Origin of the sequence: Trichlorobacter sp., assembly GCF_034008105.1 — a bacterium.
Taxonomy (GTDB): Bacteria; Desulfobacterota; Desulfuromonadia; order Geobacterales; family Pseudopelobacteraceae; genus Trichlorobacter.
Window position 1 is genome coordinate 71,105 of record NZ_JAVEPN010000003.1, and the last position, 26,045, is coordinate 97,149.

Annotated in this window: 22 protein-coding genes; 4 read left to right on the top strand and 18 right to left on the bottom strand. The window is 58.4% G+C overall.

Translation table 11 applies throughout. The features are described from left to right. Positions 1–2 precede the first annotated feature (2 nt). From RBQ93_RS02830 to RBQ93_RS02875, 10 genes are all read right to left on the bottom strand, one after another. Positions 3–2,666: an EAL domain-containing protein gene (locus RBQ93_RS02830; RefSeq protein WP_320370497.1), complete on the bottom strand. Its 2,664-nt coding sequence runs from the start codon at positions 2,664–2,666 to the stop codon at positions 3–5. Positions 2,667–2,690: 24 nt separating this feature from the next. Beyond that, the gene (locus tag RBQ93_RS02835) at positions 2,691–5,501 is read right to left on the bottom strand and encodes a hybrid sensor histidine kinase/response regulator (RefSeq protein WP_320370498.1); all 2,811 of its coding nucleotides are present in this window, start codon (positions 5,499–5,501) and stop codon (positions 2,691–2,693) included. A 147-nt stretch (positions 5,502–5,648) separates the two neighbouring features. Then, positions 5,649–7,280, bottom strand: a complete 1,632-nt coding sequence (locus RBQ93_RS02840; protein WP_320370499.1) for an ammonia-forming cytochrome c nitrite reductase subunit c552 — start codon at positions 7,278–7,280, stop codon at positions 5,649–5,651. A gap of 39 nt (positions 7,281–7,319) precedes the next feature. Beyond that, positions 7,320–7,676 (bottom strand): 4Fe-4S dicluster domain-containing protein, encoded by a 357-nt coding sequence (locus RBQ93_RS02845; protein ID WP_320370500.1) that lies wholly within the window; start codon positions 7,674–7,676, stop codon positions 7,320–7,322. Further along, positions 7,677–7,979 carry a hypothetical protein gene (locus RBQ93_RS02850; protein ID WP_320370501.1) on the bottom strand — a complete coding sequence of 101 codons (303 nt, stop codon included), beginning with the start codon at positions 7,977–7,979 and terminating at the stop codon, positions 7,677–7,679. Positions 7,980–8,009: 30 nt separating this feature from the next. Further along, on the bottom strand, positions 8,010–8,789 hold the full coding sequence (locus tag RBQ93_RS02855) for a NapH/MauN family ferredoxin-type protein (protein WP_320370502.1): 780 nt from the start codon (positions 8,787–8,789) through the stop codon (positions 8,010–8,012). Then, complete coding sequence (locus RBQ93_RS02860; RefSeq protein WP_320370503.1) at positions 8,779–9,441, bottom strand: MauM/NapG family ferredoxin-type protein; 663 nt, start codon at positions 9,439–9,441, stop codon at positions 8,779–8,781. Before RBQ93_RS02860 ends, RBQ93_RS02855 begins: the two co-directional genes overlap by 11 nt. Positions 9,442–9,447: 6 nt before the next feature. Further along, positions 9,448–11,760 (bottom strand): molybdopterin-dependent oxidoreductase, encoded by a 2,313-nt coding sequence (locus RBQ93_RS02865; protein WP_320370504.1) that lies wholly within the window; start codon positions 11,758–11,760, stop codon positions 9,448–9,450. A 13-nt stretch (positions 11,761–11,773) separates the two neighbouring features. After that, complete coding sequence (locus RBQ93_RS02870; protein ID WP_320370505.1) at positions 11,774–12,010, bottom strand: chaperone NapD; 237 nt, start codon at positions 12,008–12,010, stop codon at positions 11,774–11,776. 221 nt (positions 12,011–12,231) lie between these two features. After that, positions 12,232–13,611 (bottom strand): sigma-54 interaction domain-containing protein, encoded by a 1,380-nt coding sequence (locus RBQ93_RS02875; protein ID WP_320370506.1) that lies wholly within the window; start codon positions 13,609–13,611, stop codon positions 12,232–12,234. 145 nt (positions 13,612–13,756) lie between these two features. On the opposite strand from RBQ93_RS02875, the gene RBQ93_RS02880 reads away from it, so the two are divergent. The 3 genes from RBQ93_RS02880 to RBQ93_RS02890 all read left to right on the top strand — a co-directional run bounded on the left by RBQ93_RS02880 (position 13,757) and on the right by RBQ93_RS02890 (position 17,279). Next, positions 13,757–14,227 (top strand): peroxiredoxin, encoded by a 471-nt coding sequence (locus RBQ93_RS02880; protein ID WP_320370507.1) that lies wholly within the window; start codon positions 13,757–13,759, stop codon positions 14,225–14,227. Between the two features lie 14 nt (positions 14,228–14,241). After that, positions 14,242–14,694 carry a ferritin family protein gene (locus RBQ93_RS02885; RefSeq protein WP_320370508.1) on the top strand — a complete coding sequence of 151 codons (453 nt, stop codon included), beginning with the start codon at positions 14,242–14,244 and terminating at the stop codon, positions 14,692–14,694. Positions 14,695–14,942: 248 nt separating this feature from the next. Next, positions 14,943–17,279: a nitrate- and nitrite sensing domain-containing protein gene (locus RBQ93_RS02890; RefSeq protein ID WP_320370509.1), complete on the top strand. Its 2,337-nt coding sequence runs from the start codon at positions 14,943–14,945 to the stop codon at positions 17,277–17,279. 89 nt (positions 17,280–17,368) lie between these two features. Here RBQ93_RS02890 and RBQ93_RS02895 read toward each other — a convergent pair whose 3' ends face one another. From RBQ93_RS02895 to rho, 8 genes are all read right to left on the bottom strand, one after another. Then, positions 17,369–18,670: an NCS2 family permease gene (locus tag RBQ93_RS02895; protein WP_320370510.1), complete on the bottom strand. Its 1,302-nt coding sequence runs from the start codon at positions 18,668–18,670 to the stop codon at positions 17,369–17,371. Positions 18,671–18,673: 3 nt separating this feature from the next. Next, positions 18,674–19,225: a hypoxanthine-guanine phosphoribosyltransferase gene (locus tag RBQ93_RS02900; RefSeq protein ID WP_320370511.1), complete on the bottom strand. Its 552-nt coding sequence runs from the start codon at positions 19,223–19,225 to the stop codon at positions 18,674–18,676. After that, a complete protein-coding gene (gene prmC / locus RBQ93_RS02905; protein ID WP_320370512.1) occupies positions 19,215–20,072 on the bottom strand; it encodes a peptide chain release factor N(5)-glutamine methyltransferase in 858 nt (285 codons plus the stop codon). The genes RBQ93_RS02900 and prmC overlap by 11 nt, the downstream gene beginning before the upstream one ends. Positions 20,073–20,342: 270 nt before the next feature. Further along, entirely contained in the window at positions 20,343–21,410 is a 1,068-nt protein-coding gene (prfA, locus tag RBQ93_RS02910; protein ID WP_320370513.1) for a peptide chain release factor 1, read from the bottom strand. Positions 21,411–21,422: 12 nt separating this feature from the next. Beyond that, positions 21,423–22,346 (bottom strand): DUF1385 domain-containing protein, encoded by a 924-nt coding sequence (locus tag RBQ93_RS02915; RefSeq protein ID WP_320370514.1) that lies wholly within the window; start codon positions 22,344–22,346, stop codon positions 21,423–21,425. Next, a complete protein-coding gene (gene thyX, locus RBQ93_RS02920; RefSeq protein WP_320370515.1) occupies positions 22,347–23,039 on the bottom strand; it encodes an FAD-dependent thymidylate synthase in 693 nt (230 codons plus the stop codon). A gap of 73 nt (positions 23,040–23,112) precedes the next feature. Beyond that, a complete protein-coding gene (rpmE, locus tag RBQ93_RS02925; protein WP_320370516.1) occupies positions 23,113–23,313 on the bottom strand; it encodes a 50S ribosomal protein L31 in 201 nt (66 codons plus the stop codon). 95 nt (positions 23,314–23,408) lie between these two features. After that, entirely contained in the window at positions 23,409–24,656 is a 1,248-nt protein-coding gene (gene rho / locus RBQ93_RS02930; RefSeq protein ID WP_320370517.1) for a transcription termination factor Rho, read from the bottom strand. Positions 24,657–25,056: 400 nt separating this feature from the next. Here rho and RBQ93_RS02935 point away from each other — a divergent pair, with 400 nt between their 5' ends. Beyond that, positions 25,057–25,974 carry a cysteine synthase family protein gene (locus RBQ93_RS02935; RefSeq protein ID WP_320370518.1) on the top strand — a complete coding sequence of 306 codons (918 nt, stop codon included), beginning with the start codon at positions 25,057–25,059 and terminating at the stop codon, positions 25,972–25,974. Positions 25,975–26,045 lie beyond the last annotated feature (71 nt).

The window sequence follows — 26,045 nt, forward strand, 5'->3', positions numbered from 1 at the left end:
TTTTAGGAGGCTGATGCCTCAATAGTTGCTACAACGTCAGGAATCTGCTCCGCCGGCACCGGCTTGGCGTACATGAACCCCTGCACAAAGGTGCAACCGATCTGCTTCAATATCTCCTGCTGCTCGGGGGTTTCAACCCCCTCGGCCACGGTCTGCATCCCGAGGTTGTCGGCCATGTTGACCACTGATTGGGCGATGGCCCGATCACCGCTGTCATACGTCAGATCCTGCACAAAAGATCGATCAATCTTCAGGACCGACACCGGAAACGCCTTAAGGTAGCTGAGTGAGGAATAGCCGGTGCCGAAGTCGTCGATCGAAATCCCGCACCCCAGCCCCCGCAAGCGCTCCAACACACGCACCACCTGATCCGGCTGTTCGACCAGGGCGCTTTCGGTCAGTTCCAGTTCAAGCTGGTCCGGCCTGATGTTGGTTTCAGTCATGACGGCAGCAATCCGCTCGATCAGGTCCGGCGTCTTAAGCTGCACCGCCGAGAGGTTGACGGCCACGCTCAGCTCCAGCCCCTGCTGTTGCCAGGCCACCTGCTGCTGACAGGCGGTACGCAGCACCCATTCGCCAATCGGCACTATCAACCGGTTCTCCTCAGCCAGCGGTATGAACCGATCAGGAGCAACCATGCCGAAATCGTTGCTCACCCAACGCAATAGCGCCTCGACCCCCACCACCCGGCCAGTAGCAAGCGCAATCTTCGGCTGGTAGTGCAGCCTGAGCTCATGACGCCCCAAGGCGTGCCGCAGCCCCTGGTCAAAGGCGATCCGCTCCTGCACCCCGTAATTGAGCTCCTCACGAAAGAACCTGAAGGTATTCTTACCCTCTTCCTTGGCATGGTACAGGGCCATGTCGGCATGTTTCTCAAGGGTTTTAGTATCCTCGCCATCCTTGGGATAGAGCGACACCCCGATACTGGCGCTGATGAACAGTTCCCCCTCTTCCAGCACGACCGGTTGTTCTACGGTGCGCAGCAGCTTGTTGACCACCGGCAGCACATCCTCTTCGTGATGAATGTCGTGCAAGATAACGGCGAACTCATCGCCCCCCAGCCGGCAGACCACGTCATCGTCCCGCAGGGCAGCCACCAGACGGCGGGCCAACTCCTTCAGCAGACGGTCGCCGGCCGGATGCCCCAGGCTGTCGTTGACTTGCTTGAACCGATCCAGATCGATATACAGCAGCGCCATGCCGTTGTTCTGGCGGCGGCTTCGTTTAAGCCCCTGCTCCAGCCGGTCCTGCAACATACGTCGGTTAGGCAGGTCGGTCAGTGGATCAAAGTAGGCCAGACGCTCGATGGTGGCCTCGGCATTTTTTCGTTCGTTGATATCCTCCACGTTGGCAATGAAGTGCGTGATCTGTCCCGCTTCGTTGTGCAGGGGGCTGATTGAGGCCACCGACCAGTAGACCTCGCCGTTCTTGCGGCGATTCAGCAACTCGCCATGCCATTCCTCACCCCTCAAAATAGTACTCCACAACTCCTGAAACACCTCACGGGGAGTTGATTCAGACTTGAGAATCCGCGGGTTGTGTCCGATGGCCTCGTCAGGACTGTAGCCGGTCACCTGGGTAAACTTACGGTTGACATACTCGATGGTGCCGTTGACATCGGTGATCAAGACGCCGCTGGCGCTGTTTTCGACCCCCAGCTGCAATTTGCGCAGATGGTCGCTGACCGCTTCGGCCTGTTGCAGCAGCTGGCGCTGGCGCCGTTGGTACAGCAACAACGCCAGGATTGAAATCAGGGCGATAGTCAGAAAGGTTGCCGTCTGGTACCGGGCATGGGTGCGCCAGTCAGCCTTGATCGCATCCAGCCGGCGTGCCGCAAGTACCAGCAGCGGCTTATCCAACTGTAACAGCTCAGGCTGAAAGGTCTTAAAGACCATCAAGCGCTGATCATTGGTGGCGTACAGGGTGCCGCTGAACAGGTTTTCCTGGTTACCGCTCGCTCGGTGTTGAGAAAAAAAAGTGCCCGGCAGGTTGAGATTCTTGCCGGACAGCTCCACCCGGTTCGGCTCCATGGTGAAGATCAGCCCATCGCCGTGGATAATGGCGGTCACCATGTCCTGGCTGTAGTTGACCGAGCGCAGCAAGGTCTGGAAGTAGTCCGGGTTGAGGGTGGCACTGATAATACCGCCAAAGCCACCGTCAGCGTTTGGCATCACCCGGACCAGGTTAACCCCCCAGGCTCCCAGCAGGGTTTGAAAGGGGGACGAAACAAACAGCGTCTGCTGGTCGTGGTGCTTACGGGCGTGGATGAAATACTCGCGCTGGGCCATGCTGCGGCCCAGCAGATCATCACGATTGGAAAGCCGGATAGCACCATCGGCATCAATGGCGTTGAGCACCCTGATGCCGGGCAACACGTCTTGAAACAGTCGCATCTGTTTCTGCTCGATAACCGCTTGCCACGTATCCGGGTCACGCCCGCTCAGTTCGCTGCACAACGCCTTGATGACCCGGTCGGCGGCGGCGATCTGCACCGTCAGGTTGTCGCTGACCACCCGGGCCTGGGTCTGCAGACGATGACGCTCTCCCATCATGATATCGCGATGAATCTTGTACAGGTTATGAGCCACCGCGCCACCCAACAGCACCAGACCGACGGCCAGCAGCACCCATTGCGCAAGGAAACCTTTTTCAAACGTTCTGAACATCATCACTCCGTCATTTCACTCGTTCTAGCCTTTGTTACCCATCACACGGGCCAGTTCAGCAACCAGCAGTCGCAACTCAACCGGTTTGGCCACATAACCGTCAAACCCCCTTGCCACTATCGCCTCCCGATCTCCACGCAAGGCATGGGCAGTCAACGCGATGATCGGCAGATGGGGCCCACCGGTTTCCCGCTCCTGGTTGCGGATGGCCTCGACCGCCTGAAAACCGTCCAGCAGCGGCATCTGCAGATCCATCAACACGCAGTCGAAGGCGCGCTGTTTCAGGGCTTCAAGCGCCTCCTGGCCGTTGCCGACAATCATCACCTGGTGGCCGAACCGCACCAGCAGCGCCTCGATGTAGCGGGCGTTAATCGAATTGTCCTCGGCAACCAGCACGTTGAGCGGCGTGTCAGAACCGAAGCTCTGCATATCAAACGGTCCCGCTGCATCGGCAATCTGACCTGTGTGCCGCAGCTCAAACGGCAACTCCAGATAAAAACTGCTGCCCGCGCCAAGCGTGCTCTCAGCCCAGATTCGTCCCCCCATCAGTTCAGTCAGCTTACGGCAGATTGACAACCCCAGACCAGTACCGCCGTACTGCCGTGTGGTGGAGCTGTCGGCCTGCTCAAAGGGGTTGAAGATACGCTCCAGGGCCTCCGGCTCCATGCCGATGCCGGTATCCGCGACCCTCAGGCGAATCACCACGCGGTCATCCTGACGAGAAACCAGCGAAACACTGATGGTGATACTGCCCCGTTCACTGAACTTGACGGCGTTATTCAACAGGTTCAGCAGAATCTGCTTACAGCGCAACTGGTCACCATAGAGCAGATCAGGCACCTGCTCGTCTATCACCAGCTCTACCTGTAGCCCCTTTTCAGTGATGCTCGGCTTCTGGATGGCAACCAGGTCTTGAATGCTGCGACGCAGCGAAAAGTCGCTGGCATGCAGCTCCGCCTTGCCGGCCTCAATCTTGGACAGGTCAAGGATGTCGTTGATCAGGGCCAACAGATTGTTGGCCGAGAGCTCGATACTCTCGAGGTATTCCTGTTGTTCTGCGGTCAGTTCGGTAAAGTGCAGCAGCTGGGCCATGCCGATCACACCGTTCATCGGGGTACGGATCTCATGGCTCATGTTGGCCAGAAACTCGCTCTTGGCCTGATTGGCTGCTTCAGCCGCCTGCCGGGCCTGCTGCAGTTCTTCGGTTCGCTCGGCTATCCGCTGCTCAAGTTCGTTGTTAAGGGTCTGCAACTCGTCAAATGAGCCTTCCAGGGCATCCGCGGCAGTACGGTAATTCTCCAGCAGATCGGCCACTTCGCTGGTGCTGGGCTCGGGCCAGATAATCGGCGTACCACTGCGCAACTTGCCGGGAAGTTCGCTGGTGACTCCGCGCAGTTCATCAAGCGACGTAATCAGTCGCGTGGTGAACCAGCGTGACAGGCAGACCGTCAACAGTATCAGGCCGGCGAGCATGGCCAGCAGCTGGAAGGTCCGCTTGTTCAGATACTCCATGGTGGGCTTAAGTGAGCCTTCAACCACGACACGCCAGCCGGTTTCGGCCGATATCTCGGCCTCGGTCAGGTAGTAGGAACGCAGCCAGCGCTTGATGGCGCCGACGCCCGGCACCGGATCGGGTATCCACTGGCTGAGCCCGTCGTTAACCCGCTTGAAGGAACCTCCCCCCGGCATAACAAACGGCTGCAAGGCCTGCAAATCCTGACGAGTGCTGACCAACACCCGACGCTGCCGATCCACCAGGGTGACCTGAATCGGGCGTTGCGCCACAACACTTTTCAGCAACGCCGCCGGATAGTCTAACGAAAGCACAGAGAAGACCGTTCCCCGATACTGGCCCGCTCGATACACTGGCGCCAGGATTGTCACCCGCGGACCAGGCAGGCCGATCTTGCCCTCAAATACGTAGAAGACGAACGGCGTATCGGTCTGGTGCAGTAACGTTATATAGGGGCGATCCGAAAGATCAAGACCGATGGTCGACGTACCCTGCTCGTCCACCAACGGCGAAAAGGCCCGGGTGATATTGGCCTGATCCAGCACCCCCATCCGTTTGACACTCTCAACACCCAGGCGAAGGGTATCCACTGCCTGCTGCATGGCTACCGGCGCCGCACTGGCGGGATCCCCTGCCAAACGTTGCAAGGCGACGACCCGTTGCTGCTCCTGTTCAAGCCAGTTGGCCAACGCAACCCGGCTCAGTCCCCCCATCCGCTGGGTCAGAATCTGCAGGTTTTCAGTCTGTTGCCGGTACTGGGTCTGACTGTCAAAATAGAGCACCACCAAGGCCGGTACCAGCACCAAGGCCTGCATCATGATCAGCATCAAACTACGCAGCGAAGGCAGTTTACGGCCTGCTGTTCTTCGCATGCAGACCAGATAGTACACCCCTTCGGCCAGCATGGCGTTGAACACGCCATTAACCCCCTGCTTGACGCCGATCATCAGCGTAGCCTGGGGCGGCAACCCCATCACCAGGTGATAAAAGAACCAGATCAAGGCGATGCCCAGGGTACACCAGTAGATCATCACGCCAGGCAGCAGCTCAATCCGCCGGCGCTGCCAGAGCAGACCTGCCACCAGCGCCTCAGCGCCCCAGATCATGATATTCCAGGGATTATGCCAATGCAGCACCGTGGCGCCAGCTGCTATCAACGCAGCCAACAGACCGGTGCCCAGCCCGTAGCGCAACAGGGCAAACAACACCAGCACCGACCCGAAGAGGAAACGGACCTCCAGGAACAGTTCAAGCGTCAGGAGATTGAGCAGAAAACCGGCGCCACCGAACAGCAGGCCGGCGATCAACGTGCGGTGATTCATGGGATGACCCCTGATGAAATACCTGCTGTCATAATTGTTTCACAGCTTTCCTGCTTGTCAAGCCGCTCCAGCGTTGATTTTAGACATTTTACACAAAAGCCCCGGCCAATTGACCGGGGCTTTTGTGGACATACTGACAACTCCCTCTTACTTCTTCGCTTCGTCCTTCTTCTCTGGCTGCTTGGCAACCATCAGCGCATCGTTCAACACCTTCACACCCGCCTTGGAAGCGGCGATGGAGGCGGTCAGGGTCTCACGAGCCAGGTCGGGATTATGGAAACCGTCCGAGTTCTCGGCGGTCCAGTATTCCCACAGCACGTGGGCCTCTTCATGCTTGGCGCGGGCCTGATCCAGGATGGTGGGAGCCACGCCGGCCCGGGCGGCAGTTTGGTAGGTGTCAATCAACTGACCCAGCCAGTACTCAGCCTTGCGCATCTTGCCCTTGGTGTAGTTACGGATGGTGTCGATCTGCCACTTCTTCTTCTCGGCACTATCGCCGGGGTGGCAGGTAATACAGGATTCCTTGACCATGTTGATCGGCTTGACCACACCGTGGGTGGAATAGGGCTTGCCGTCCTTGCCCTTCAGCTTGGGCATATGGCACTGGTGGCACTGCACACCGGCCTTGTCATGCACCGACCCGGCATAGGTCTCGGTCTCGGGGTGCTGTAACTTGATCAGACGGGCGCCGGTGATGGCATGCTTGAAGTCGAAAAAATCCAGCTCTTTGTAGTGGGCCAGCAGATCCTTGGCGTTTTTGAGCGGGAAATGGTTGGTACGGTTTGTGTCATACTTGACCGGCTTACCATCACTCCACTGGGTGCCGGGGTTGCAGTTGTACTCCACGTGGCACTGGGCGCACATCATGCGGGAGTCGGTCTTCTCCATGATGCCGATCTTGCGGAAACCGTCACGGAAGGAGATGATCTTCAGGTCGGTCTTACCGTTTTTGGCAAAGATGTTCTTGGCAGGGTTCTGATCAATAGCCTCCACCAGGGCATCACGGATGATACGCGGCTGGGTGCCGTGGGGATCGTGGCACTCGATGCAGCCTACCGGGTTATGGACATCCTTGACCACGTCGTTAACGTTGGAGCTGCGGTCGAATTTGCCACCCTTCTCACCCAGGTGCTTCCACTTCAGGATCAGGTCAGAGGATTTGCACTGGATACAGGTCGGGTTACCGGCCATGGCGGTCTCGGTCAGCTTGCCGCTGGCACCTTTGTCCTCCAGAATGTCCCAGGTCTTGCCGACTTTATCGTAGTTCTTCCAGCCACCCTTGAACTGGTAGCGTCCACCCTGGAAGCGATCCACCGCGAACTGATCCACCACCATGTAGGCGTGACCGCGGGGCTCGGCATGCTCAAAGGTGAAACCGTGCCCGGCCAGCAGCTTATCCTGCATTGGCGAGCGGCCGGTGGGAATCCCCTTCTCTTTACGGGAACCGCCTTCCGGGTAATGCACCGCATAGAAGCTGTCAAACTGGGCCTTGTGACACTTACCGCAGACCGCCTGATCGATCCGGGTGATCGGCTTGACGTCGGGTCCCTTCTCCAGATGCTCCTTGGTGTTGTCGTGACAGGTACTACAGGCCAGCTTGGCGTGCTTGGAGTTCTCCTTGAGCGCCTTTACCTCACTGTGACACATGTAGCACTGCTCACGGCCATCCTTGGTCGTGGCTGTTGCCGGCTTGGTCTTGGGTGCCGCCAGCACCGGGATGGCCACAAAGGCCCCCAGGCCGATCACGGTTGCTGCCAGGGCTAGTCTCTGTTTCAGCATACAGGTTTCCCCTTTCCTTTCTGGTGGTGATAATCGTTGTTAATGGTATAGCTCGTTTTTGACACTCTGCAACCTGATCGCTTTGGGCTGCACCGGACAGACCTGCCAACAGCTGCCGCAGCCGTTGCAGCGCGACCCGTCGATCCGGACACCTTGCCCGGGCGACACACTGATGGCCCCCTGCTCGCAGCGCTCAACACAACTGAAACATCCACAACCACGGGCCAGACAGCGCTCGTTCAACAGCGTTGCAACCCGCCGGCAATCATCAGGCAACGCATCAAGCTCCTCCAGTTCTTGCTCTGCGCTCTGGTGTGTAAGCCCTGTTTTTTTCAACAGAACATCACCCAGTGAGAAAAAACCCTGGCGAAAAAAATCCTTGCGCGTGAGCGTCATTTAGCGCGAACCTTTTTGTGTGCCTTTGGCTGCAGGCTTCTTTGGCAAAGCACCGGTCACATGGCACTGGGTACAGTTGAGGCGATCGGGATGCGGTGCTTTGAAGCCAGCGGTATGACACTGATTACAGGACTGTCCGTCGGCATCATCCTTGACACTGTGAGGAATTGTCGGCGGATTGTCCCCGGATAGCCGGGCGTCGGCTGCCAGATCCGGTTCCGGCAGATCATCAGCGAAGGCTGGAGCTAACAACAGAAACAGAGCACAGACCGACAGCAGTACCAGTAGAACGCGTTGTTTCATCAGAGGCCTCCTTGCCTGACAGTACGTCAATTATGAATGATAGCCTGCATTGATCGTCAGCGCCTTGGCCGGGCAAACCTCCTGGCAGGCCATGCAGCGGGTGCAATCTCCAGCGGTTACCTGCAGCGCTCCCTTTTCGAGGGACGGAAGCAGCACTTCCTGCACCGGACAGACCTGCAGGCAATCATTACAGTGGGTGCAGCGTTCAGGCCTGAAACCTACGCGTAACGGACTAAAACGGCCCACCAAGGCATACAGACCTCCCAGCGGGCAGAGCGAACGGCACCAGACACGCTGAGCAACCACCACTTCACACAAGACGATAACACTCACCAACAGTAACGGCAGCAACGACCCGAAGGCGATCGCGCGCCCCACCATGCCGATCGGCGACAGCACCTCAAACAGCGGTACCGACGTAAGTGCCGCCACCACCAGTACTAACGCCAGCGCCCAGCGATTAAACCTTAAAGGCAATGTTGTCTGACCAGTTCCCAGCCGCTTGCGCAGCCGGTCGGCAAGCTCGGTGAACAGCCCGACGGGGCAGACCCAACCACAGAAGCTGCGGCCACCCAGCAGAAAATAAAAGCCCACCACCGCCAGCGCGCTGACCAGATAGCTCCAGACCAGCACCCGACTGCCGAGCAAAACCTGCAAAAAGGCCAATGGATCAGCCAGCGGCAGCCCCAGCAGATCAGCAGCAGCCAGATTGCCGCTAAAGATCGAAAGCCCGGTCAAAGGTGAGGCCAGCAGAGCGATCATTGCCAACTGAACGCATCGACGGGCTATGGTCCAGGTCTTAAAATTCATAAAAATCTTCCTGTTTCTCAACCCGTTTTTGAACCACGATCACCGATTTTTCCCGCACACAGACCTTTTCGCAGATGCCACAACCAACGCACTTGTCCTTGTGGATCACCGGCTCCATGATGGTATGTTCGCCGGTGCGGACGTTGTGTCGCGGTTCGATGGTAATCGCCTTGTCGATCAACGGACACTGCCGATAGCAAACCTCACAGCGCAGCCCGCGGATCGAGAGGCAGCCCTCTCGATCCACGATCACTGCCGTTCCCATGGTTATCTTTTCAATCTCCTGCAACCCCTTGTCCAGTGCACCGCTGGGACAGGCCTTGACGCAAGGCAGATCGCTACAGAGGTAGCAGGGGGTTTCGCGAGCAATGATGTGCGGTGTACCGATCCCGACACCGGCCTCGCCACCAGCCATGACGATCGACCGATAGGGACAGGCCTGGGCGCACTTGCCGCATTTGACGCAAGCCGCCAAAAACCGTTTTTCTTCCAGCGCCCCCGGAGGGCGCAGATAGAAATCACGGGCCTGGGCGGATCGCAGATAGACCGCCGAAACGGCCGCCCCGCCAAGCGCCAGCACCAGGGCGCTCAAGGCGCTACCCTTCAGAAAGAGTCGCCGCGAAATGGCGCTATCGGCTGACGAATCATCCATTGGTCGTTACGCCTTTTCTATCTTCACGGCGCACTTCTTGAAATCCGGCTCCTTTGAGAGCGGATCAAAGGCGTCGATGCACAGTTCGTTAATCAGCTTGGTTTCGTCAAAGAAGGTGGTGAAGACATTGCCCTTCTCCGGCTTGCCACGGCCATTCAGCTCTGCCGGCAGCACGATCGAGCCGCGCCGCGAACTGACCCTGACTTTGTCGCGATTCTTGATCCCCATACGCTTGGCATCGTCGGGATGCATCTCCAGTGTTGCGCCCGGCATGGCCCGCATGAGTTCCGGCACGCGACCGGTCATAGTGGCGGTGTGCCAGTGTTCCAGCAACCGGCCGGTGCAGAACCAGAACGGGTACTCGCGGTCCGGCGCTTCTGCTGCCGGTTCATAGGGACGGAACCAGACGTTGGCCTTGTGGCCTGGCGCCTTGTAAAATTTAAGTCCTTCCCCTTTTTTCACGTACGGGTCATCAAAATCGACATAACGCCAGCGGGTCTCTTTGCCGTCGGCCTTAACCGGCCAGCGCAGACCGCGCACCTTGTGGTAGGTCTCGTAGGGGGCCAGATCCTTGCCGCTGCCGATGGTGAATCGACGGTATTCTTCCCACATCTCCTTGTAAAAATGCTTCTCGCTATACGGGAACAGATGGCCCAGCCCCAGCCGCTTGGCAAACTCGATCAGTTGCCAAGTGTCTTCCCTGGCCTCGCCCGGCGGATTGATCATCTTGAACCAATGCTGGGTGCGACGTTCGGTGTTGCCGAAGACCCCTTCCTTTTCGACCCAGGTGGCCGAAGGCAGGATCACATCGGCCACCTCGGTGGAGCGAGTGGGATAGATATCCGAAACCACAATGAACGCCTTGCGGCCGTTGGCTGCCTTGCGATAACGGTTCAGGTTGGGGATCGACTGGAACGGGTTGGTACACTGGATCCAGAGGCATTTCAGCTCGCCACGATCAAGTGCGCGATACATCTCGATGGTGTGCAGCCCCATTTTGGGAGATATCTTCTTGGGATCGATGCCCCAGATCTCGGCGGTTTTCTTGCGGTGTGCCTCGTTCATCACCACCATGTCAGCCGGCAGACGATGGGCAAAGGTGCCCACTTCACGGGCGGTACCGCAGGCCGACGGTTGTCCGGTCAGCGAAAGCGGGTTTTCGCCCTTTTTGCCAATCTTCCCAGTCAACAGGTGTACGTTGTAGATCAGGTTGTTGACCCAGACACCGCGCACATGCTGGTTGACCCCCATGGTCCAGAGCGAGTTAACCTTACGGTTTTTGTCGCCATAGATATGGGCCAGCTTGACGATAGTCGCAGCCGGGATGCCGGACAGCTTCTCCGCCCATTCCGGCGTCATCGGCTTCATCAGCTCCTTAAACTCCTCAAAACTGAGATTCTTCGGCTCCTCCTTGGGCGCCTCCTTGTCTTTGAGACCATAGGGCTGATTTTCAGTACCCCGCTTAAAGGACACATGCTGCTTGACGAAGGCTTCGTCGTACAGCTTGTCCCGCAGTATGACATGCACAATTGCATTGAGGGCCGCCAAATCACCTTGGGGAACCATCGGTATGTACTCGTCGGCCATTTGGGTGGTGCGGGTCTTGCGGGTTGCAATGTCGATCAGGCGCACCTTGGGGTTTTTCAACTTGTTATCGATCAGGCGGGAGAATAATACCGGGTGGGCCTCGGCCATGTTGGCGCCCCACAGGATATAGGTGTCGCCCAGATCCAGATCGTCGTAACAGCCCATTGGTTCATCGGAGCCGAAGGTGTTCATGTAGGCCACCACTGCCGATGCCATGCAGAGTCGCGCATTGGGCTCGACGTTGTTGGTGCCGATGCCGCCTTTGAAAAGCTTGACAGCGGTATAGCCCTCGAAGACGGTCCACTGGCCGGAGCCGTAGATGCCGACCGAATCAGGGCCATGCGTCGTAATTGCCTCCTGGTACTTACTGGCGATCAGGTTCAGCGCCTCATCCCAGGAGGCCTTGACCATCTTGTTGCCCTTACGGATCAGCGGGTGGGTTAGACGGTCCTTGCCGTAGAGGGCCTTGCCAAGAAAGTAGCCCTTGATACAGTTCAGGCCTTTGTTGACCGGTCCGGCCGGGTCGCCTTTGGTGGCCACGATCTTGCCGTCCTTGACCCCCACCAGCACGCAGCAGCCCACGCCACAGTACCGACAGGGCGCCTTGCCCCACGTGATCCCTTTTTCGTCTGCGGCCTGGGCCGTACGGGGCGCCAGACCCGAAGCTCCGGCTGCTGCAAAGGCGGCGGCTGCCGCACTGGCCTTCAGAAAATCACGTCTCGTCAGTTCCATCTGCGCCTCCTTCTCAGGGTGTATCCTCAAAATTATGGTACGCAATCTGTACGGAAATCACTGCATCCAGACGCTCCAGCTGCGAGGCTATATCAACCTCGGCCTCTACCGATGCCGCATCAACCACAATCACCACCCGTCCCTCGGGTAGCACGCCGTGAACCTCAACACCCGGCACCAACCGCGCCTGCACCGCCACCTTCTGTTCCTGGCCGGGCCTGCATGTGACAACCACTCCAGATATTGGCATTCCTACCTCCTTGGCAGCATAGCTTGAACAAACGTGCTGCTAGCAGACCACTCGTGGCAAACAGCACCGGGCAATACAACACACCTATACAGAAGGCATGCCAATCACCAAACAAACTTGTAACACTATGATTTGTGGTTATTTTAATTCGACAGAGGACAGCACGAGGGGTATATGCGAAGAAAAAAACGTTACCCAGAGGTAACACATAATCCGGGATGTTACGTTTGGTTAATCTGTTTCAGTTTTTCCCAGAGGGTCTTACGCGAAATATTCAGCAGCTTGGCAGCCTCAGCCTTGCGTCCGTTGGTACGAGCCAGCGCATCCAATATCAGCCGTCGCTCCGAGGCTCCCCTGGCATCAGCCAAACTGTGCCTGAGTTCATCGTGTGGTTGATAATCATCATAAAGTGGCTGCTGCCAGTTAGGCCCACCATCACTGCGGGCCGCCAAAAAACTGTCGGGCAGGTCGGACGGCGCGATGCAATCGCCGGCGCAGAGCGCCACGGCGCGCTCCATGGCGTGCTCAAGTTCACGCACGTTGCCGGGAAAATCATGAGAGAGCAGCGCCAGACGCGTTGATTCGCACAGACCCAGCTGCGGTCTACCCATCCGGTCACAGAACCGTTTGATGAAGTATTCAGCCATTGCCAGGATATCCTCGCGACGTTCCCGCAGAGGGGGGACCGGCAGCGTGATCACATGCAGACGATAATACAGATCCTCCCGAAACAAGCCATCGGCCACCAGTTGCTTCAGGTTGCGGTTGGTGGCGGCAATGATCCGCACATCGACCCGAATATCCTTTTCGCTGCCCAACCGGCTGATGGTCCGCTCCTGCAGAACACGCAGCAGCTTGGCCTGTGCGGTCAACGGCAGGTCACCAATCTCATCTAGGAAGATTGTACTGTGGTCGGCCTGTTCAAACTTACCGCGATGATTGCTGACAGCGCCGGTAAAAGCGCCGCGCTGGTAGCCGAACAGTTCCGATTCCACCAGATGTTCGGGCAGAGCAGCACAGTTGACGGTAATCATCGACCGATCCTTGCGAGCACTGTTACAGTGAATGGCTGCCGCCACCAATTCTTTGCCGGTGCCGCTTTCGCCGGTGATCAGCACTGTCGATTCGAGTCCGGCAACGGCGCCGATAGTCTGGAAAACCGGCAACATTGAGGCGCTAATACTGACAAAACCACTGAAGCTGCAGCAGCTAACCCGTTGCCTGAGTGAGCGGTTCTCGTTCTGCAGTTGCTGGCGCTCGGTGATATCGCGACTGATCAGCAGCGTACCCTGATAGTTGCCGATTTCGTCCTTCACGGGGTAATAGATGTTTTCAAAGTAGCGCCCCTTCACTTCGATGACTCGCTTGGCCTGGGTAATAGTGCCGTCCCGCAGGTGCTGCAGCAACTCGCGGATACGACCTGCCGAGTTTGGTGAGTGAACAGAGATAATGGTGCGTCCGATGAAGTTCTGAGCCTTGATGCCCCTAATCTCCTCAGCACGGCGGTTGATAAAGGTGAGCCGGTCGTCTGCATCAGAAAAAATGATGCCATCAACCACACTCTCAAGAATGTTGCGGTACAGGTCACTGCTTTGTTGCATTGCATCACCCCCGTTACCTTCCGGTAACATTTTTTGCTGGCAATTGCACGCACATTTGTTTACCGCCAGGAACAGGCGGCTCATCTTGACTTTTGCTGACTACACGTATACACGTTACACAATATTTAACGTACAGGAGCTAAACATGTCGTTGATCGATAAACCTGCTCCAGGCTTCGATCTTGAGGGAAGTGACGGCAAACGTCACCGCCTTGAAGACTATGCCGGCAAACGGCTGCTGCTGTTTTTTTACCCTAAAGACAACACCTCCGGCTGAATCAAGGAGGCCAGTGGCTTCCGTGATCTGAAGCCCTTATTTGACAAACATCAGGTTATCATGCTGGGTATCAGCAAAGACTCGCTCAGTTCGCACCAGAAGTTTATCGAAAATCATAATCTGAACATGGTGCTGCTGTCCGATCCTGACGCCGTGATGATGAAGGTCTATAAGGCCTACGGCGAAAAAGTAATGTACGGCAAGACCGTTTCCGGGGTTAACCGTTCCACGGTTTTGATCGCCCCCGACGGCACCCTGAAAAAACATTGGACCAAGGTGGCCAAGGCTGAGCAGCATCCAGCCGAAGTGCTGGCCTACATAGAAGAATACTGCACCTAAACAGGAGGAGTTACGTGAGCTTCATATCACTGCAGGAAGTCATCGATTTTGCTATTGAGCGGGAAGAGACCGCCTACCAGCTTTACAAGCGGGCTGCGGAGTTGACGGTCAGTCCGGCCGCCCGCAAGATGTTTGAAGAGCTGGCTCAGGAAGAGGCTGCCCACAAGGATGTCTTTTCCAAGGTTGACCCGGACAAGATTGACGAGCTGAAGGTCTGCAAACTGCCTGAAGCAACCATTGGCCAATACCTGAAGGATGTACCGTTTCACCCCCAGATGACCTATCAGGAGATTCTGGCCTACGCACTCAAGACCGAGGAGAGCGCCTACCAACTGTACAAGGCAGCGGCCGGCATGACCGAGGACCCCAAGCTGCAGAAGACCCTGCTGGCCTTTGCCGAGGTCGAACTGGGTCACCGCCGCAAAATTGAGGCCATGTACGACGAGAAGGTGCTCAGCGAAGGCTAGCCAAACCAAGGTGTGCTCTGTTCAAGAAAGCGACGTCACCCCGGTGATGCCGCTTTTTTGTTTCCATTTGATTGAAATCAAAAAATCTGTTTTTTCCTTTAGCCGGTGCTGTTTTGATGTCGCATTCATGATAAATAGGATATATTTTGTCCTCAGCTAAAAACCACTTTCTACGCTCAGCTTGACATTAAAAAAATCTGACACATAGTATTAAAAAAACGCACAGACACCCGAAGGAGTAGCGATTTATGTTCAACAACCTCAAAATTGGCCCAAAGCTGCTGCTAGTATTGACGATCCCTATCATCGGCATGCTGATTTTTGCCACCATGAACCTGCGCGGCAACCTGCGTACCCTCGATAATATGCGGTCAACCCAGGCCCTGGTGGCGGTTTCCACCTCTGCCGGCAACCTGATTCACGAACTGCAGAAGGAACGTGGGTTTTCGGTAAGTTTCCTGGCCTCAAAGGGAGAGAAATCCGGAGATGAGCTGCTGAAGCAGCGTCAAGCTGTCGACACAGCCCTGAAGACCATGCTGGAAACGATAAACAGCCAGGGCAACCGGGTGGCAGGCATGAAAGCTACCCTGGACAAGGCAGCCGAACAGCGTGACAAACTGCAAGCAACCCGCACCGCCATTGACAGCCAGACCCTGGAAACCAAGGATGTCATCAGCTACTACACAACCCTGATCAGTTCTTACCTTGAAATCGGCTTTACCGTGACTGACAAGGCTGGTGATCCAGAGATCGCCCTGGCCTCCTTCGGCTACGTGACCTTCCAGGGCGCCAAAGAGTCAGCTGGACAGCTGCGCGCCACGGTCAACGGCATCCTCGCCTCTGATACCGCTGATGCTGCCGCGTACCAACGGGTCATCAGGATTGCCACGGCTGGACAGCTGCGCCTGAGCAACTTTAACCGCTATGCAGACAAGACAGTGGTCAAGGAATTCAAAGAATCCGTGCAAAAGGACCCGGTCTACCTGAAAACAAACGAGATGCTTCAGGCTGTTATCGACAAAGGGATCGGCAGCGGCTTTGGCATGGATGCCGAGGTCTGGTTCAGCACCATCACCGCAAGAATAAACTTGATGAAGGGACTGGAGGACAAGCTGGCCACCAGCCTGACCTCCTTTGCCGGGCAGAAGGCCTCCCAGGCCAAACGCAACCTGACGGTCAGCATACTGCTGGTCGTAATCTTTACCCTGCTTGCCATCGGTCTAGGCATCATCATTATTAGGAGTATCACCAGACCGCTACACGCCCTGGTAGATACTCTGCAGGATCTGGCCCAAGGCGAGGGTGATCTGACGCTACGCCTGCAGTCCAGCAGCAAGGACGAACTGGGGGCCGTCAGCAGAGCCTTCAACGCCTTTGTGGAAAAAATCCACGATGTGGTGGTTAAGGTGACCACCGCCAGCACCCAGGTAACCATCTCATCCAGCCAGTTTCAGGTCACAGCCGATGTCCTGGCCCAGGATGCCCGCGCCATGGCAGCCCAAACCATTTCGGTGGCCACCGCCAGCGAAGAGATGGCTGCCACCTCATCGGATATCGCCCGTAACTGCACGATGGCCTCAGACAGCGCCCAGGAAGCCACCAAACGAGCAGAAGCCGGCTCGCAGGTGGTGCAAGGCACCTTGCGGGTAATGGAGCAGATCGCCGGACTGGTCAAGCAGACCGCAGGCACTGTTGAAAGCCTGGGGGCTCGTTCTGACCAGATCGGCGCCATCGTGGGGACGATCGAAGATATCGCCGACCAGACCAACCTGTTGGCCTTAAACGCTGCCATTGAAGCTGCACGGGCCGGCGAACAGGGACGTGGCTTTGCTGTAGTGGCTGACGAGGTGCGGGCCCTTGCGGAGCGCACCACCCGCGCCACCCGGGAAATCGGTGAGATGATCAAGGCGATCCAGCAGGAAACCGGCGCTGCAGTTCAATCCATGTCGGTGGGGGTAGAAGAGGTGGAACGGGGCAGCCAGGAGGCCAATCGTTCCGGCGAAGCGCTGGAGCGCATCCTGGAGGAGATCAACCAGCTGACCATGGAGGTGCATCAGATCGCCACCGCCGCCGAGGAGCAGACCGCCACTACCAGCGAGATCAGTAGCAACATCCACCAGGTCAACGAAGTGGTTAACAAAACCGCCACCGGCACCCGGCAGACCATCAGCGCCTCTAACCGGCTGCTGCTGATGTCCGATGAGATGGCGGTCACCCTGGCCACCTTCAAGATCAACGAAGAGCTTTCACTGATTCTATCACAGGCCAAGGCGGCCCATATCTCGTTTGTGGGCAAGATCAGGGCCCACCTGGACAAAGATGCCACCTTGAAGGCTGATGCCCTGCCAACCCACCTGACCTGCCGTTTTGGCACCTGGTACAACAACGACGGGATGGAAGTGGCGCAACGCTATCCGCAGTTGCGCCAAATTGAAGCGCCCCACGAACGGGTGCACACCCTCGGCAAAGAGGTTGTGCGGGCTGCTGATGCAGGGGAACGGAAGAAGGCCTGGGAACTGTACAATCAGATGCATGCAGAATCGCAGCGACTGATCGAGATTCTGGACAGCGTTACCTCTAAGTAACGGCGGTATGTTCTGAAGGCAGAAACGGGGTGGTGGCTATGGAGCCATCACCCCGTTTCTTTGGCATAAAATTTCATCTGCCGGCCGCTTCACCCCTTGGGCATGAAGATAAAGAAGGTTAGCGACAGCAGCGCCAGCACCCACATCCCGGCGGAGACCTCCCGCACCCGGCCGGTGCAGAGTTTAATCAGCGGATAGGACAGCAGACCGGCGGTCATGCCCACTCCGATGTTGTAGGTAAAGATCATCAAGGCGATGGTCAGAAAGGCGGGGATCAGTTCGCTGAAGTCGTCGAAATCCAGGCGGGTGACCGGCTGGATCATCAGGGCGCCGATCACGATCAGGGCGATGCCGTAGGCGTGGGCCGGCACCATGGTAAACAGCGGCGCAAAAAAGAGCGACAGCCCGAACAGACCGCCCACCACCAGGGCGGTGAAGCCGGTGCGGCCGCCAGCGGCGATGCCGGTGGCCGACTCGATATAGGCCCCGGTGGTGGTGGTGCCCAAGAGCGGCGCAATGGTGGTGGCCACCGCATCGGCCAGCATCGGCCGTTCGATCTCCGGCAGGTTGCCGTCCTTGTCCAGCAGATCGGCCCGCATCGAAAGCCCCAGCAGGGTGCCGATGGTGTCCAGAAAGGCCATCATAAAGATCACCAGCACCACCGGGAAGATACCCGGCTGCAAGGTGCCGGCGATATCCAGCTTGAAGAGGATCGGCGCCAGCGACGGCGGCAGGCTGACCAGACGGTCAGGCAGCGGGGTGATCCCCAGCAGCACCGAGGCCAGGGTGGTGATGCCGATGCCGTACAGAAGTGCCCCATTGACCCGGCGGGCAAACAGCACCGCCGTCAGCAGAAAGCCGCCGATCGCCAGCAGCACCGTGGGTTGGGCGATGTTGCCCAGCCGAACCGGCGCGCCCGGCACCCCCAGCACCACCAGCCCCACCTCATTCAGGCCGATAAAGGTCAGGAACAGTCCAATCCCTACCGCAAAGCTGGCCTTGAGCGACAGCGGGATCGAGGCGGCCAGCCAGGAGCGCACCTTGAATAGCGTCAACAACAGAAAGGCCAGGCCGGCCCAGAAGACCGCCCCCAGGGCAATCTGCCAGGAGTAGCCCATCCCCTTCACCACCACAAAGGCCACAAAGGCGTTCTCACTCATGTAGGGGGCGATGGCAAAGGGGCGCTTGGCCCAGAAGGCCATCACCAGGCAGCCGATCACCGCCGCCAGGATGGTGGCGGTCACTTGGGCCTCTTTAGGGATGCCGGCCACCGCCAGGATGGCGGGATTGACCACGATGATATAGGCCATGGTCAGGAAGGTGGTGACTCCGGCCAGGGTCTCCTGCCGGTAGGAGGTGTGGTAGCGCTCAAACTGGAAAAAGCTCTTCATCAGCTACAAGCCTTTTACCGCGTAAATGCCGGCCGCATTACGCCACATGCCGTCATAATCCAACCCGTAGCCGAACACAAAGCGATCCGGGATCTCCAGGCCGGTGAAATCAGCCCGGTAGCCGGGCAGCACCTTGCGATCATGCTGCTTGTCCACCAGCACGGCGGTCAGCACCTGCCGGGCGCCGCGGGCCAGACACTCGTCCACCAGCGCTTTGAGGGTTACGCCCTCATCCAGGATATCATCCACCAGCAGCACGGTGCGGCCCGCCATCTCCACCTGCGGCACGGCCTGCCACTCCAGATCGCCGCCGATGGTTTCACGGCCGTAGCGGGTGGCGTGCAGGTAGCCTACCTCCAGCGGGAAGGCGAGCCTGGTCAGCAACTGGCCGCAGAAGATCAGCCCGCCGTTCATCACGCAGAACACCAGCGGCTTGAGCTTGCCGATCCGCTCCGTAATGTCGGCAGCCATCCTGCTGATGGCCTGATCGACGGCCGCCTGGTCAAGCAGACAATCGGCCTCTTCCAGTACCCGCAACGCCTCGTCACGCTCCATGATACCCCCCTACTACCCGCTCGATACCGCCAGGGTCGCTGGCAGTGATGATACCATTAAATCCGGCCTGCGCCAGCAGCGCCGCTACATCGGTTGCCTGCCCTGCCCCCACCTCAAACCACAACCAGCCGCCGGGCTGCAGATGGTCAGCGGCCTGGGCGATGATGGCCCGGTAGGCATCTAATCCGTCAGCTCCGCCATGCAAGGCCAGGTTCGGTTCAAAGTCGCGCACCTCGGGCTGCAGACCGGCCAGATCGGCGGTGGTGATGTAGGGGGGGTTGGAGACGATCAGATCAAAGCGACGCCCAGCCAGTGGCTCAAAAAAGGAACCCTGCAGAAATTCGATCGCCACACTATGCTGTTCGGCATTGCGCTGCGCCACGACCAGCGCATCGGGCGAGAGGTCAACGGCGGTGATTGTCGCCTCGGGCAGCCGTTTGGCCAGGGCGATGGCGATGCAGCCGGAGCCGGTGCCGATATCAAGGATTGTACGGGAGGACGGAGCGTGCTGGAGTGCCTGTTCAAGCAGGGTCTCGGTGTCGTGGCGGGGGATCAGCACGGCCGGGGAAACCTCAAAGGTCAGGCCGTCGAACTCCTGGGAGCCGAGGATATGCTGCAACGGTTCCCGCTTGCCGCGGCGGACCACCAGGGCGCGGTAGGCGGCCAGCTCCTCGTCGCTCATCGGCTTGTCGAAGTTGAGGTACAGCCCGACCCGATCCAGGCCGGTGGCCTCACACAGCAACCACTCCGCCTCGCGACGGGCGTTTGCGACCCCTTTTTCGGCCAGGTAGCCGGTGGTCCAGGTCAGGACCTTGAGGGTGGTCCAGATGTCGGCGTCGGTGGGCATAGGGAGTAGTTACCTGCCAAAGGGATTGGGGAATGGCCGTCTGCCTGCCGCCAAGCGAATCGGCCGGTTTCGTTGCTGATCACGGCGCAGTGAGCGCCCGCAATCGCGACTGTCTGAGCCTGCAGGGCGAGTTCGAGCGATTGCAGCGAACAAGCCGATGTAGCAGCAGAAACTGGCCGTCTGAGCATGGGGCAGGCAGACGGCCACAACAACTCGGCACCTACAAGTGCTAACACGAGCCAACGACGAGAGCGCCGTGAGCTGGAAGCGTCACGCCCCTTCGGATTGGGCCTGCAGCGCCTCCATCTGATAATAGGTGCGCAGGGCGTCGGTGATCTCCTCGATATCGCCGGCCATGATCGAATCCAAGCGGTAGAGGGTCAGGCCGATGCGGTGATCGGTCATCCTCCCCTGGGGGAAGTTATAGGTGCGGATACGCTCGGAACGGTCGCCACTACCGACCTGCTGCTTGCGGTCGGCGGCCATCTTGGCGTTCTGTTCCTGCAGGATGGTGTCCAGGATGCGGGTTTTGAGGACCTTCATCGCCTTGGCCCGGTTCTTGATCTGGCTGCGCTCTTCCTGGCAGGCCACCACGGTGCCGGTGGGCAGGTGGGTGATCCGCACCGCCGAGTCGGTGGTGTTGACGTGCTGGCCACCGGCGCCGGAGGAGCGGTAGACGTCGATCTTCAGGTCGGCCGGGTTGATGTCGATATCCACATCCTCGGCCTCGGCCATGATCGCCACGGTGCAGGCGCTGGTGTGAATCCGGCCCTGGGCCTCGGTTTCGGGAACCCGCTGCACCCGGTGGGTGCCGGACTCGTATTTGAGCTTGGCGTAGACGTCCTGGCCCTCGATGGAGGCGATGACTTCCTTGTAGCCGCCCCGCTCCGATTCGGAACAGGACAGCATCTCAACCTTCCAACGGTTCTTCTCGGCAAAGCGGGAGTACATCCGGAACAGGTCGCCGCAGAACAGGGCCGACTCGTCACCGCCGGTGCCGGCCCGGATCTCCAGGATCACATCGCGGGAATCGTTGGGGTCCTTGGGCAAGAGCAGGATCTTGATCTCCGCATCGAGGCGCTCCTTCTCCTCGCTCAGGCGACTGATCTCCTCCTCGGCCATCTCCTTCATCTCAGGGTCAGCCAGCAGCTCCTTGTTTTCGTCCAGCTCTTCCAGCACCTTTTTGTAGCGGCGAAAGGCCTCGATCAAGGGCGCCAGATCGGCATGCTCGCGGGACAGCTTGCGAAACTCGGGCTGGTTGGCGATCACGGTCGGATCGGACAACAGCGATTCCAGCTCCTGAAAACGGATCTCTAAATCTTGTATCTTATCAAACATGCTCTCTATTCCTTACACCACTATGCGGTCATCACTATAGCCGCCATTTTCATCCAATGCTTCCTTGACTGAACAAATCGCCACCTCCAGCTGGTCGTCATCCGGCTCGCGGGTGGTCAGGCGTTGCAGGGCCAAACCAGGAGCGATCACCAGCTTGACCAACGGGTGTTGATCGTGCTTGGCGCTCCATTTCAGGAACTCGTAGGAGATGCCGGCGATCAGCGGCAGCAGCACCACCCGCGAGAGGGCCTTCCAGATAAACGGCCAGGCCTTGGGGATCAGCGAAAAGACGGCGATGCTGACCAGCATCACGATCAGCAGGAAGCTGGTGCCGCAGCGGGGGTGCAGTCGGCTGAAACGCTTGACGTTCTCCAAGGTCAGCTCGACCCCCTCTTCAAAGGCATAGATCGTCTTGTGCTCGGCGCCGTGGTACTGGAAGACCCGCTCGATATCCTTCATCTTGGCGATGGACCAGATATAGAGCAGGAACACCACCACCCGGATCACGCCATCCACCAGGTTGAAGATGATGTTGTTATCACCGATCACCGGCACCAGCAGCTTGGTCAGGTAGAGCGGCAACACGAAGAACAGGGCGATACCGAAACCGAAGGCCACCACCATGGTGCCGGCCAGGGCCCAGGAAGAAAGCTCTTCCTGTTTCGCCTCCCCGCCTTCCTGCTCCTCCTCCACCAGCGCCTCGTTGGCCGAGAAATTGAGGGCCTTGATGCCGATGATCAGCGAGGTGACCAGGGCCACCGCACCGCGCACCAGCGGCAACTTGACGATCGGGAAGCGCTCCGAAAGGGGCGGCGTCTGCTCGCGTTTGATGACGATCTCACCACTGGGGCGACGCACGGCAATGGCCATGGCCCGGGGGGCGCGCATCATCACCCCTTCCAGCACCGCCTGGCCGCCGATATTGATTTTTTCCATTTAGGTCAGACTCCTGAACTGCTTACGTATCTCGGCCGTGCGGCCGCAACAGAACTCACCTTCCGGGCAAGGGCCGGCCACACAACCGGGGCCGGCGTCGCGGAAGATGGTGGGGGCGATCTGCTTGACCAGCTTGAGCATGCCCACCGCCATGGAACGGATCTCCCACTGGGCCCGCTCACAGCAGCGCAAGCGGAAGAAGTGCAGCAGCTCCCGGGCGTTCATGGTCATGATGATCTTGGTCTCGGTGGCATTGGGCAGCAGGTAACGGGCATCTTCGGCCGCAATCCCCATCTCCACCAGTTGCTTGTAGGCCTGGTGCACCACGCCGGTGGTGAACTCGAAGATCCGCTTGGCCTCGTCATTGGCGGCCACGGCTGGCGGCAGCACAGCGGCAAAGCGCTCGGCGTGGGAGACATAACGTTGCGACTGCTGGGAGTAGGAGGCCACCCGGTGCCGCACCAGCTGGTGCGAGGTGACCCGTGAGATCCCCTCGATACCGAAGGTGAAGGAGGCATGCTCCAGTACCGAGTGGTGCCCCAGTGACATGATCTTGTCGATAAAGGCAGCGCAGTCGCCACTATCGATCCTGGCCCGCAGTTCTTCCAGGTCGGCCGGCGAATAGCAGAGCCGGGCCGCAAGGGCCACGGTCCGTTCCGGTTCAGCGGTGTATTGCAACAGTTCGATGTTCATACGATCCCCACAAGATGCAAAAAGGGGGCTGCACCTCTCCGGCACACCCCCCTCGATACCCTACACGTGGACGCTAGGCCTGGCCGTAACGCTTCTTGAACCGCTCGACGCGGCCGGCGGTGTCCACCAGCTTCTGCTTGCCGGTGAAGAAGGGGTGGCAGGCGGAGCAGATTTCAGTAAAGATCTCCTTACGGGTGGAACGGGTCTGGAAGCTGTGACCACAGGCGCACTTCACGGTGATCTCGGCGTAAGCGGGGTGAATTCCTTCTTTCATTGCAACTCCTCCTCTTTTTCAGCTCGTCATAAAGCTGTATCTTGGCGAAAGTGTACTGTATCGGATTTTCGCAAAAAAATTCAAGCTTTTTCTTGTTATTTATTCATTGAATCCAGAAAATCCTGATTGGTCTTGGTTTCTGACAGCTTGTCCAGCAGAAACTCCATGGCATCCACCACGTTCATCGGGTGCAGCACCTTGCGCAGGATCCAGATCCGGTTGAGCGACACCTTTTCGATCAACAACTCCTCCTTGCGGGTGCCGGACTTGTTGATGTCAATGGCCGGGAAGGTGCGTTTTTCAACCAGGCGGCGGTCCAGATGGACCTCCATGTTGCCGGTGCCCTTAAACTCCTCGAAGATCACCTCGTCCATCTTGCTGCCGGTATCCACCAGGGCGGTGGCGATGATGGTCAAAGAGCCGCCCTCTTCGATGTTACGGGCCGCGCCAAAGAAGCGCTTGGGCTTCTGCAGGGCGTTGGCGTCCACGCCGCCGGTCAGGATCTTGCCGGAGGGGGGCAGCACGGTGTTGTAGGCCCGGGCCAGACGGGTGATGGAATCCAGCAGGATCACCACGTCCTTCTTATGTTCCACCAGCCGCTTAGCCTTCTCGATCACCATCTCGGCCACCTGCACGTGACGGGTAGCCGGCTCGTCAAAGGTGGAGGAGACCACTTCGCCCTTGACCGAACGCTGCATGTCGGTCACCTCTTCGGGCCGCTCATCGATCAAGAGCACGATCAGGTAGACCTCAGGGTGGTTCTCGGCGATGGAGTTGGCGATATTCTGGATCAGCATGGTCTTGCCGGTGCGGGGCGGGGCCACGATCAGGCCGCGTTGTCCCTTACCAATCGGTGAAACCAGCTCCATCACCCGCATGCCGTAGTTGTCTGGCGCGGTCTCCAGTTTCAGTTTTTCTTCAGGATAAAGCGGGGTCAGGTTGTCGAAGAGGGTCTTGTCGCGGGCCGCCTCAGGTGACTCGAAGTTGATGGTCTCCACCTTGAGCAGCGCAAAATAGCGCTCGCCCTCCTTGGGCGGGCGGATCTGGCCGGAAACTGTATCGCCGGTACGCAGGTTGAAGCGTCGGATCTGACTGGGGGAGACATAGATATCGTCGGGACCCGGCAGGTAGTTGTAGTCCGGCGCCCGCAGGAAGCCAAAGCCATCCTGCAGGGTCTCCAGAACCCCTTCGCCGTAAATGGAACCGTTCTGTTCAGTCTGGGCATTCAGGATGGCAAAGATCAGGTCCTGCTTGCGCAGGCCCGAGGCCCCCTCAATGTTCAGATCACGGGCAATGGCATTCAATTCACTGATTTTCTTGTTCTTGAGTTCCTGGAGGTTCACAACGCGTTTCTCCTGCTGGTGGGATTAAGGGTGAGAGACATTAAATAGGGTTACCGAAGATCGGGGCACAGAGGATCGAAGCTGCCGGACACGAGCCGAAGCCTTTCTTTAGATGGATGGCACAGGTGCTGCACACAATGAAAGATCAGGCATCTAACGTTTTATCACGGATGTTACGCTGGGGATGTAACCGCTGGAATGAAAAAAACGGGGTGGATGGAAACCATCATCTACCTGTAGTTTCACCTAAAACACAAACCGGGGAAGGCTGTCAACAGGAAAGTGATGCGACAATAAGCCGTTACCCCGATAACTCCTTGACCCCCCCAACACGAACAGTTATAAAGAAAAACTGCCGCAAACAGCGGCCAACAGCCCATTTACAAGGCAGGTACCATCCGTGCTTGGACAGTCTCTCCTGAATGCCATCGGCAACACCCCGCTGGTCACCATCGGCAGCAGCAACCCCAACCCAAAGGTCACCATCCTGGCAAAACTGGAAGGCAACAATCCCGGTGGTTCGATCAAAGACCGGCCGGCCCGCCAGATGATCCTAGCAGCCGAGGCCTCCGGTGAACTGACCCGGGACAAGGTGATTCTGGAACCGACCTCCGGCAACACCGGCATCGCCCTGGCCATGATCGCCTCGGCACGGGGCTACCGGATCAAGCTGGCCATGCCGGCCTGCGTCAGCCAAGAACGACGTAGCATCCTGGAGGCCTACGGCGCCGAGATACTTCTCTCCCCCGGCTGTGAGAAGACCGATGGCGCCATCCGGCTGGCCCACAAGATTCTGAAGGAAGAGCCGGGGCGCTACTACATGCCCAACCAGTACGACAACCCCAACAACCCACTGGCCCATGAGCTGACCACCGGGCCTGAAATCATCGCCCAGACCGCAGGAAAGCTGACCCATCTGGTGGCCGGCATGGGTACCGGCGGCACCCTGATGGGTACCGCCTCCTGCCTGAAAAAACTGGCCCCCGCTGCCCAGGTGGTCGGTATCGAGCCAAACCTGGGCCATGCCATCCAGGGATTAAAAAACATGAAAGAGGCGATCGTGCCGGCCATCTACCACGAAGAAAACCTGCACCGCAAGATCGTGATCGACGACGAAACCGCCTTTGAGACCTCGCGCCAGCTGGCGGCCCACGAAGGGATCTTCTGCGGCATGTCCGGCGGTGCCGCTATGGCTGGCGCCTTTCAGTTGGCCCAGGAGCTGAGCGGGGGGACCATCGTGGTGATCATCCCGGACCGGGGCGACCGCTACTTGAGCACCAACCTGTTCAAGTCGATGTGCGCCAACTGCCCGCCCTAAAAACGGTTGCAGAAGCCAGTCGCTAAACGTTGTACGCTTGACCATCCGCCGCAGCCCCTGTTATTCTTACT

Bases quoted from the DNA above. Each gene is read 5' to 3' on its own strand.
- RBQ93_RS02850 (WP_320370501.1), bottom strand. From the start codon at position 7,979: ATGAAACAACGCGTTCTACTGGTACTGCTGTCGGTCTGTGCTCTGTTT.
- RBQ93_RS02830 (WP_320370497.1), bottom strand. From the start codon at position 2,666: ATGTTCAGAACGTTTGAAAAAGGTTTCCTTGCGCAATGGGTGCTGCTG.
- RBQ93_RS02890 (WP_320370509.1), top strand. From the start codon at position 14,943: ATGTTCAACAACCTCAAAATTGGCCCAAAGCTGCTGCTAGTATTGACG.
- thyX (WP_320370515.1), bottom strand. From the start codon at position 23,039: ATGAACATCGAACTGTTGCAATACACCGCTGAACCGGAACGGACCGTG.
- RBQ93_RS02845 (WP_320370500.1), bottom strand. From the start codon at position 7,676: ATGACGCTCACGCGCAAGGATTTTTTTCGCCAGGGTTTTTTCTCACTG.
- RBQ93_RS02895 (WP_320370510.1), bottom strand. From the start codon at position 18,670: ATGAAGAGCTTTTTCCAGTTTGAGCGCTACCACACCTCCTACCGGCAG.
- prfA (WP_320370513.1), bottom strand. From the start codon at position 21,410: ATGTTTGATAAGATACAAGATTTAGAGATCCGTTTTCAGGAGCTGGAA.
- RBQ93_RS02870 (WP_320370505.1), bottom strand. From the start codon at position 12,010: ATGCCAATATCTGGAGTGGTTGTCACATGCAGGCCCGGCCAGGAACAG.
- RBQ93_RS02855 (WP_320370502.1), bottom strand. From the start codon at position 8,789: ATGAATTTTAAGACCTGGACCATAGCCCGTCGATGCGTTCAGTTGGCA.
- RBQ93_RS02900 (WP_320370511.1), bottom strand. From the start codon at position 19,225: ATGGAGCGTGACGAGGCGTTGCGGGTACTGGAAGAGGCCGATTGTCTG.
- RBQ93_RS02860 (WP_320370503.1), bottom strand. From the start codon at position 9,441: ATGGATGATTCGTCAGCCGATAGCGCCATTTCGCGGCGACTCTTTCTG.
- RBQ93_RS02875 (WP_320370506.1), bottom strand. From the start codon at position 13,611: ATGCAACAAAGCAGTGACCTGTACCGCAACATTCTTGAGAGTGTGGTT.
- RBQ93_RS02915 (WP_320370514.1), bottom strand. From the start codon at position 22,346: ATGGAAAAAATCAATATCGGCGGCCAGGCGGTGCTGGAAGGGGTGATG.
- rpmE (WP_320370516.1), bottom strand. From the start codon at position 23,313: ATGAAAGAAGGAATTCACCCCGCTTACGCCGAGATCACCGTGAAGTGC.
- RBQ93_RS02840 (WP_320370499.1), bottom strand. From the start codon at position 7,280: ATGCTGAAACAGAGACTAGCCCTGGCAGCAACCGTGATCGGCCTGGGG.
- prmC (WP_320370512.1), bottom strand. From the start codon at position 20,072: ATGCCCACCGACGCCGACATCTGGACCACCCTCAAGGTCCTGACCTGG.
- RBQ93_RS02835 (WP_320370498.1), bottom strand. From the start codon at position 5,501: ATGAATCACCGCACGTTGATCGCCGGCCTGCTGTTCGGTGGCGCCGGT.
- RBQ93_RS02865 (WP_320370504.1), bottom strand. From the start codon at position 11,760: ATGGAACTGACGAGACGTGATTTTCTGAAGGCCAGTGCGGCAGCCGCC.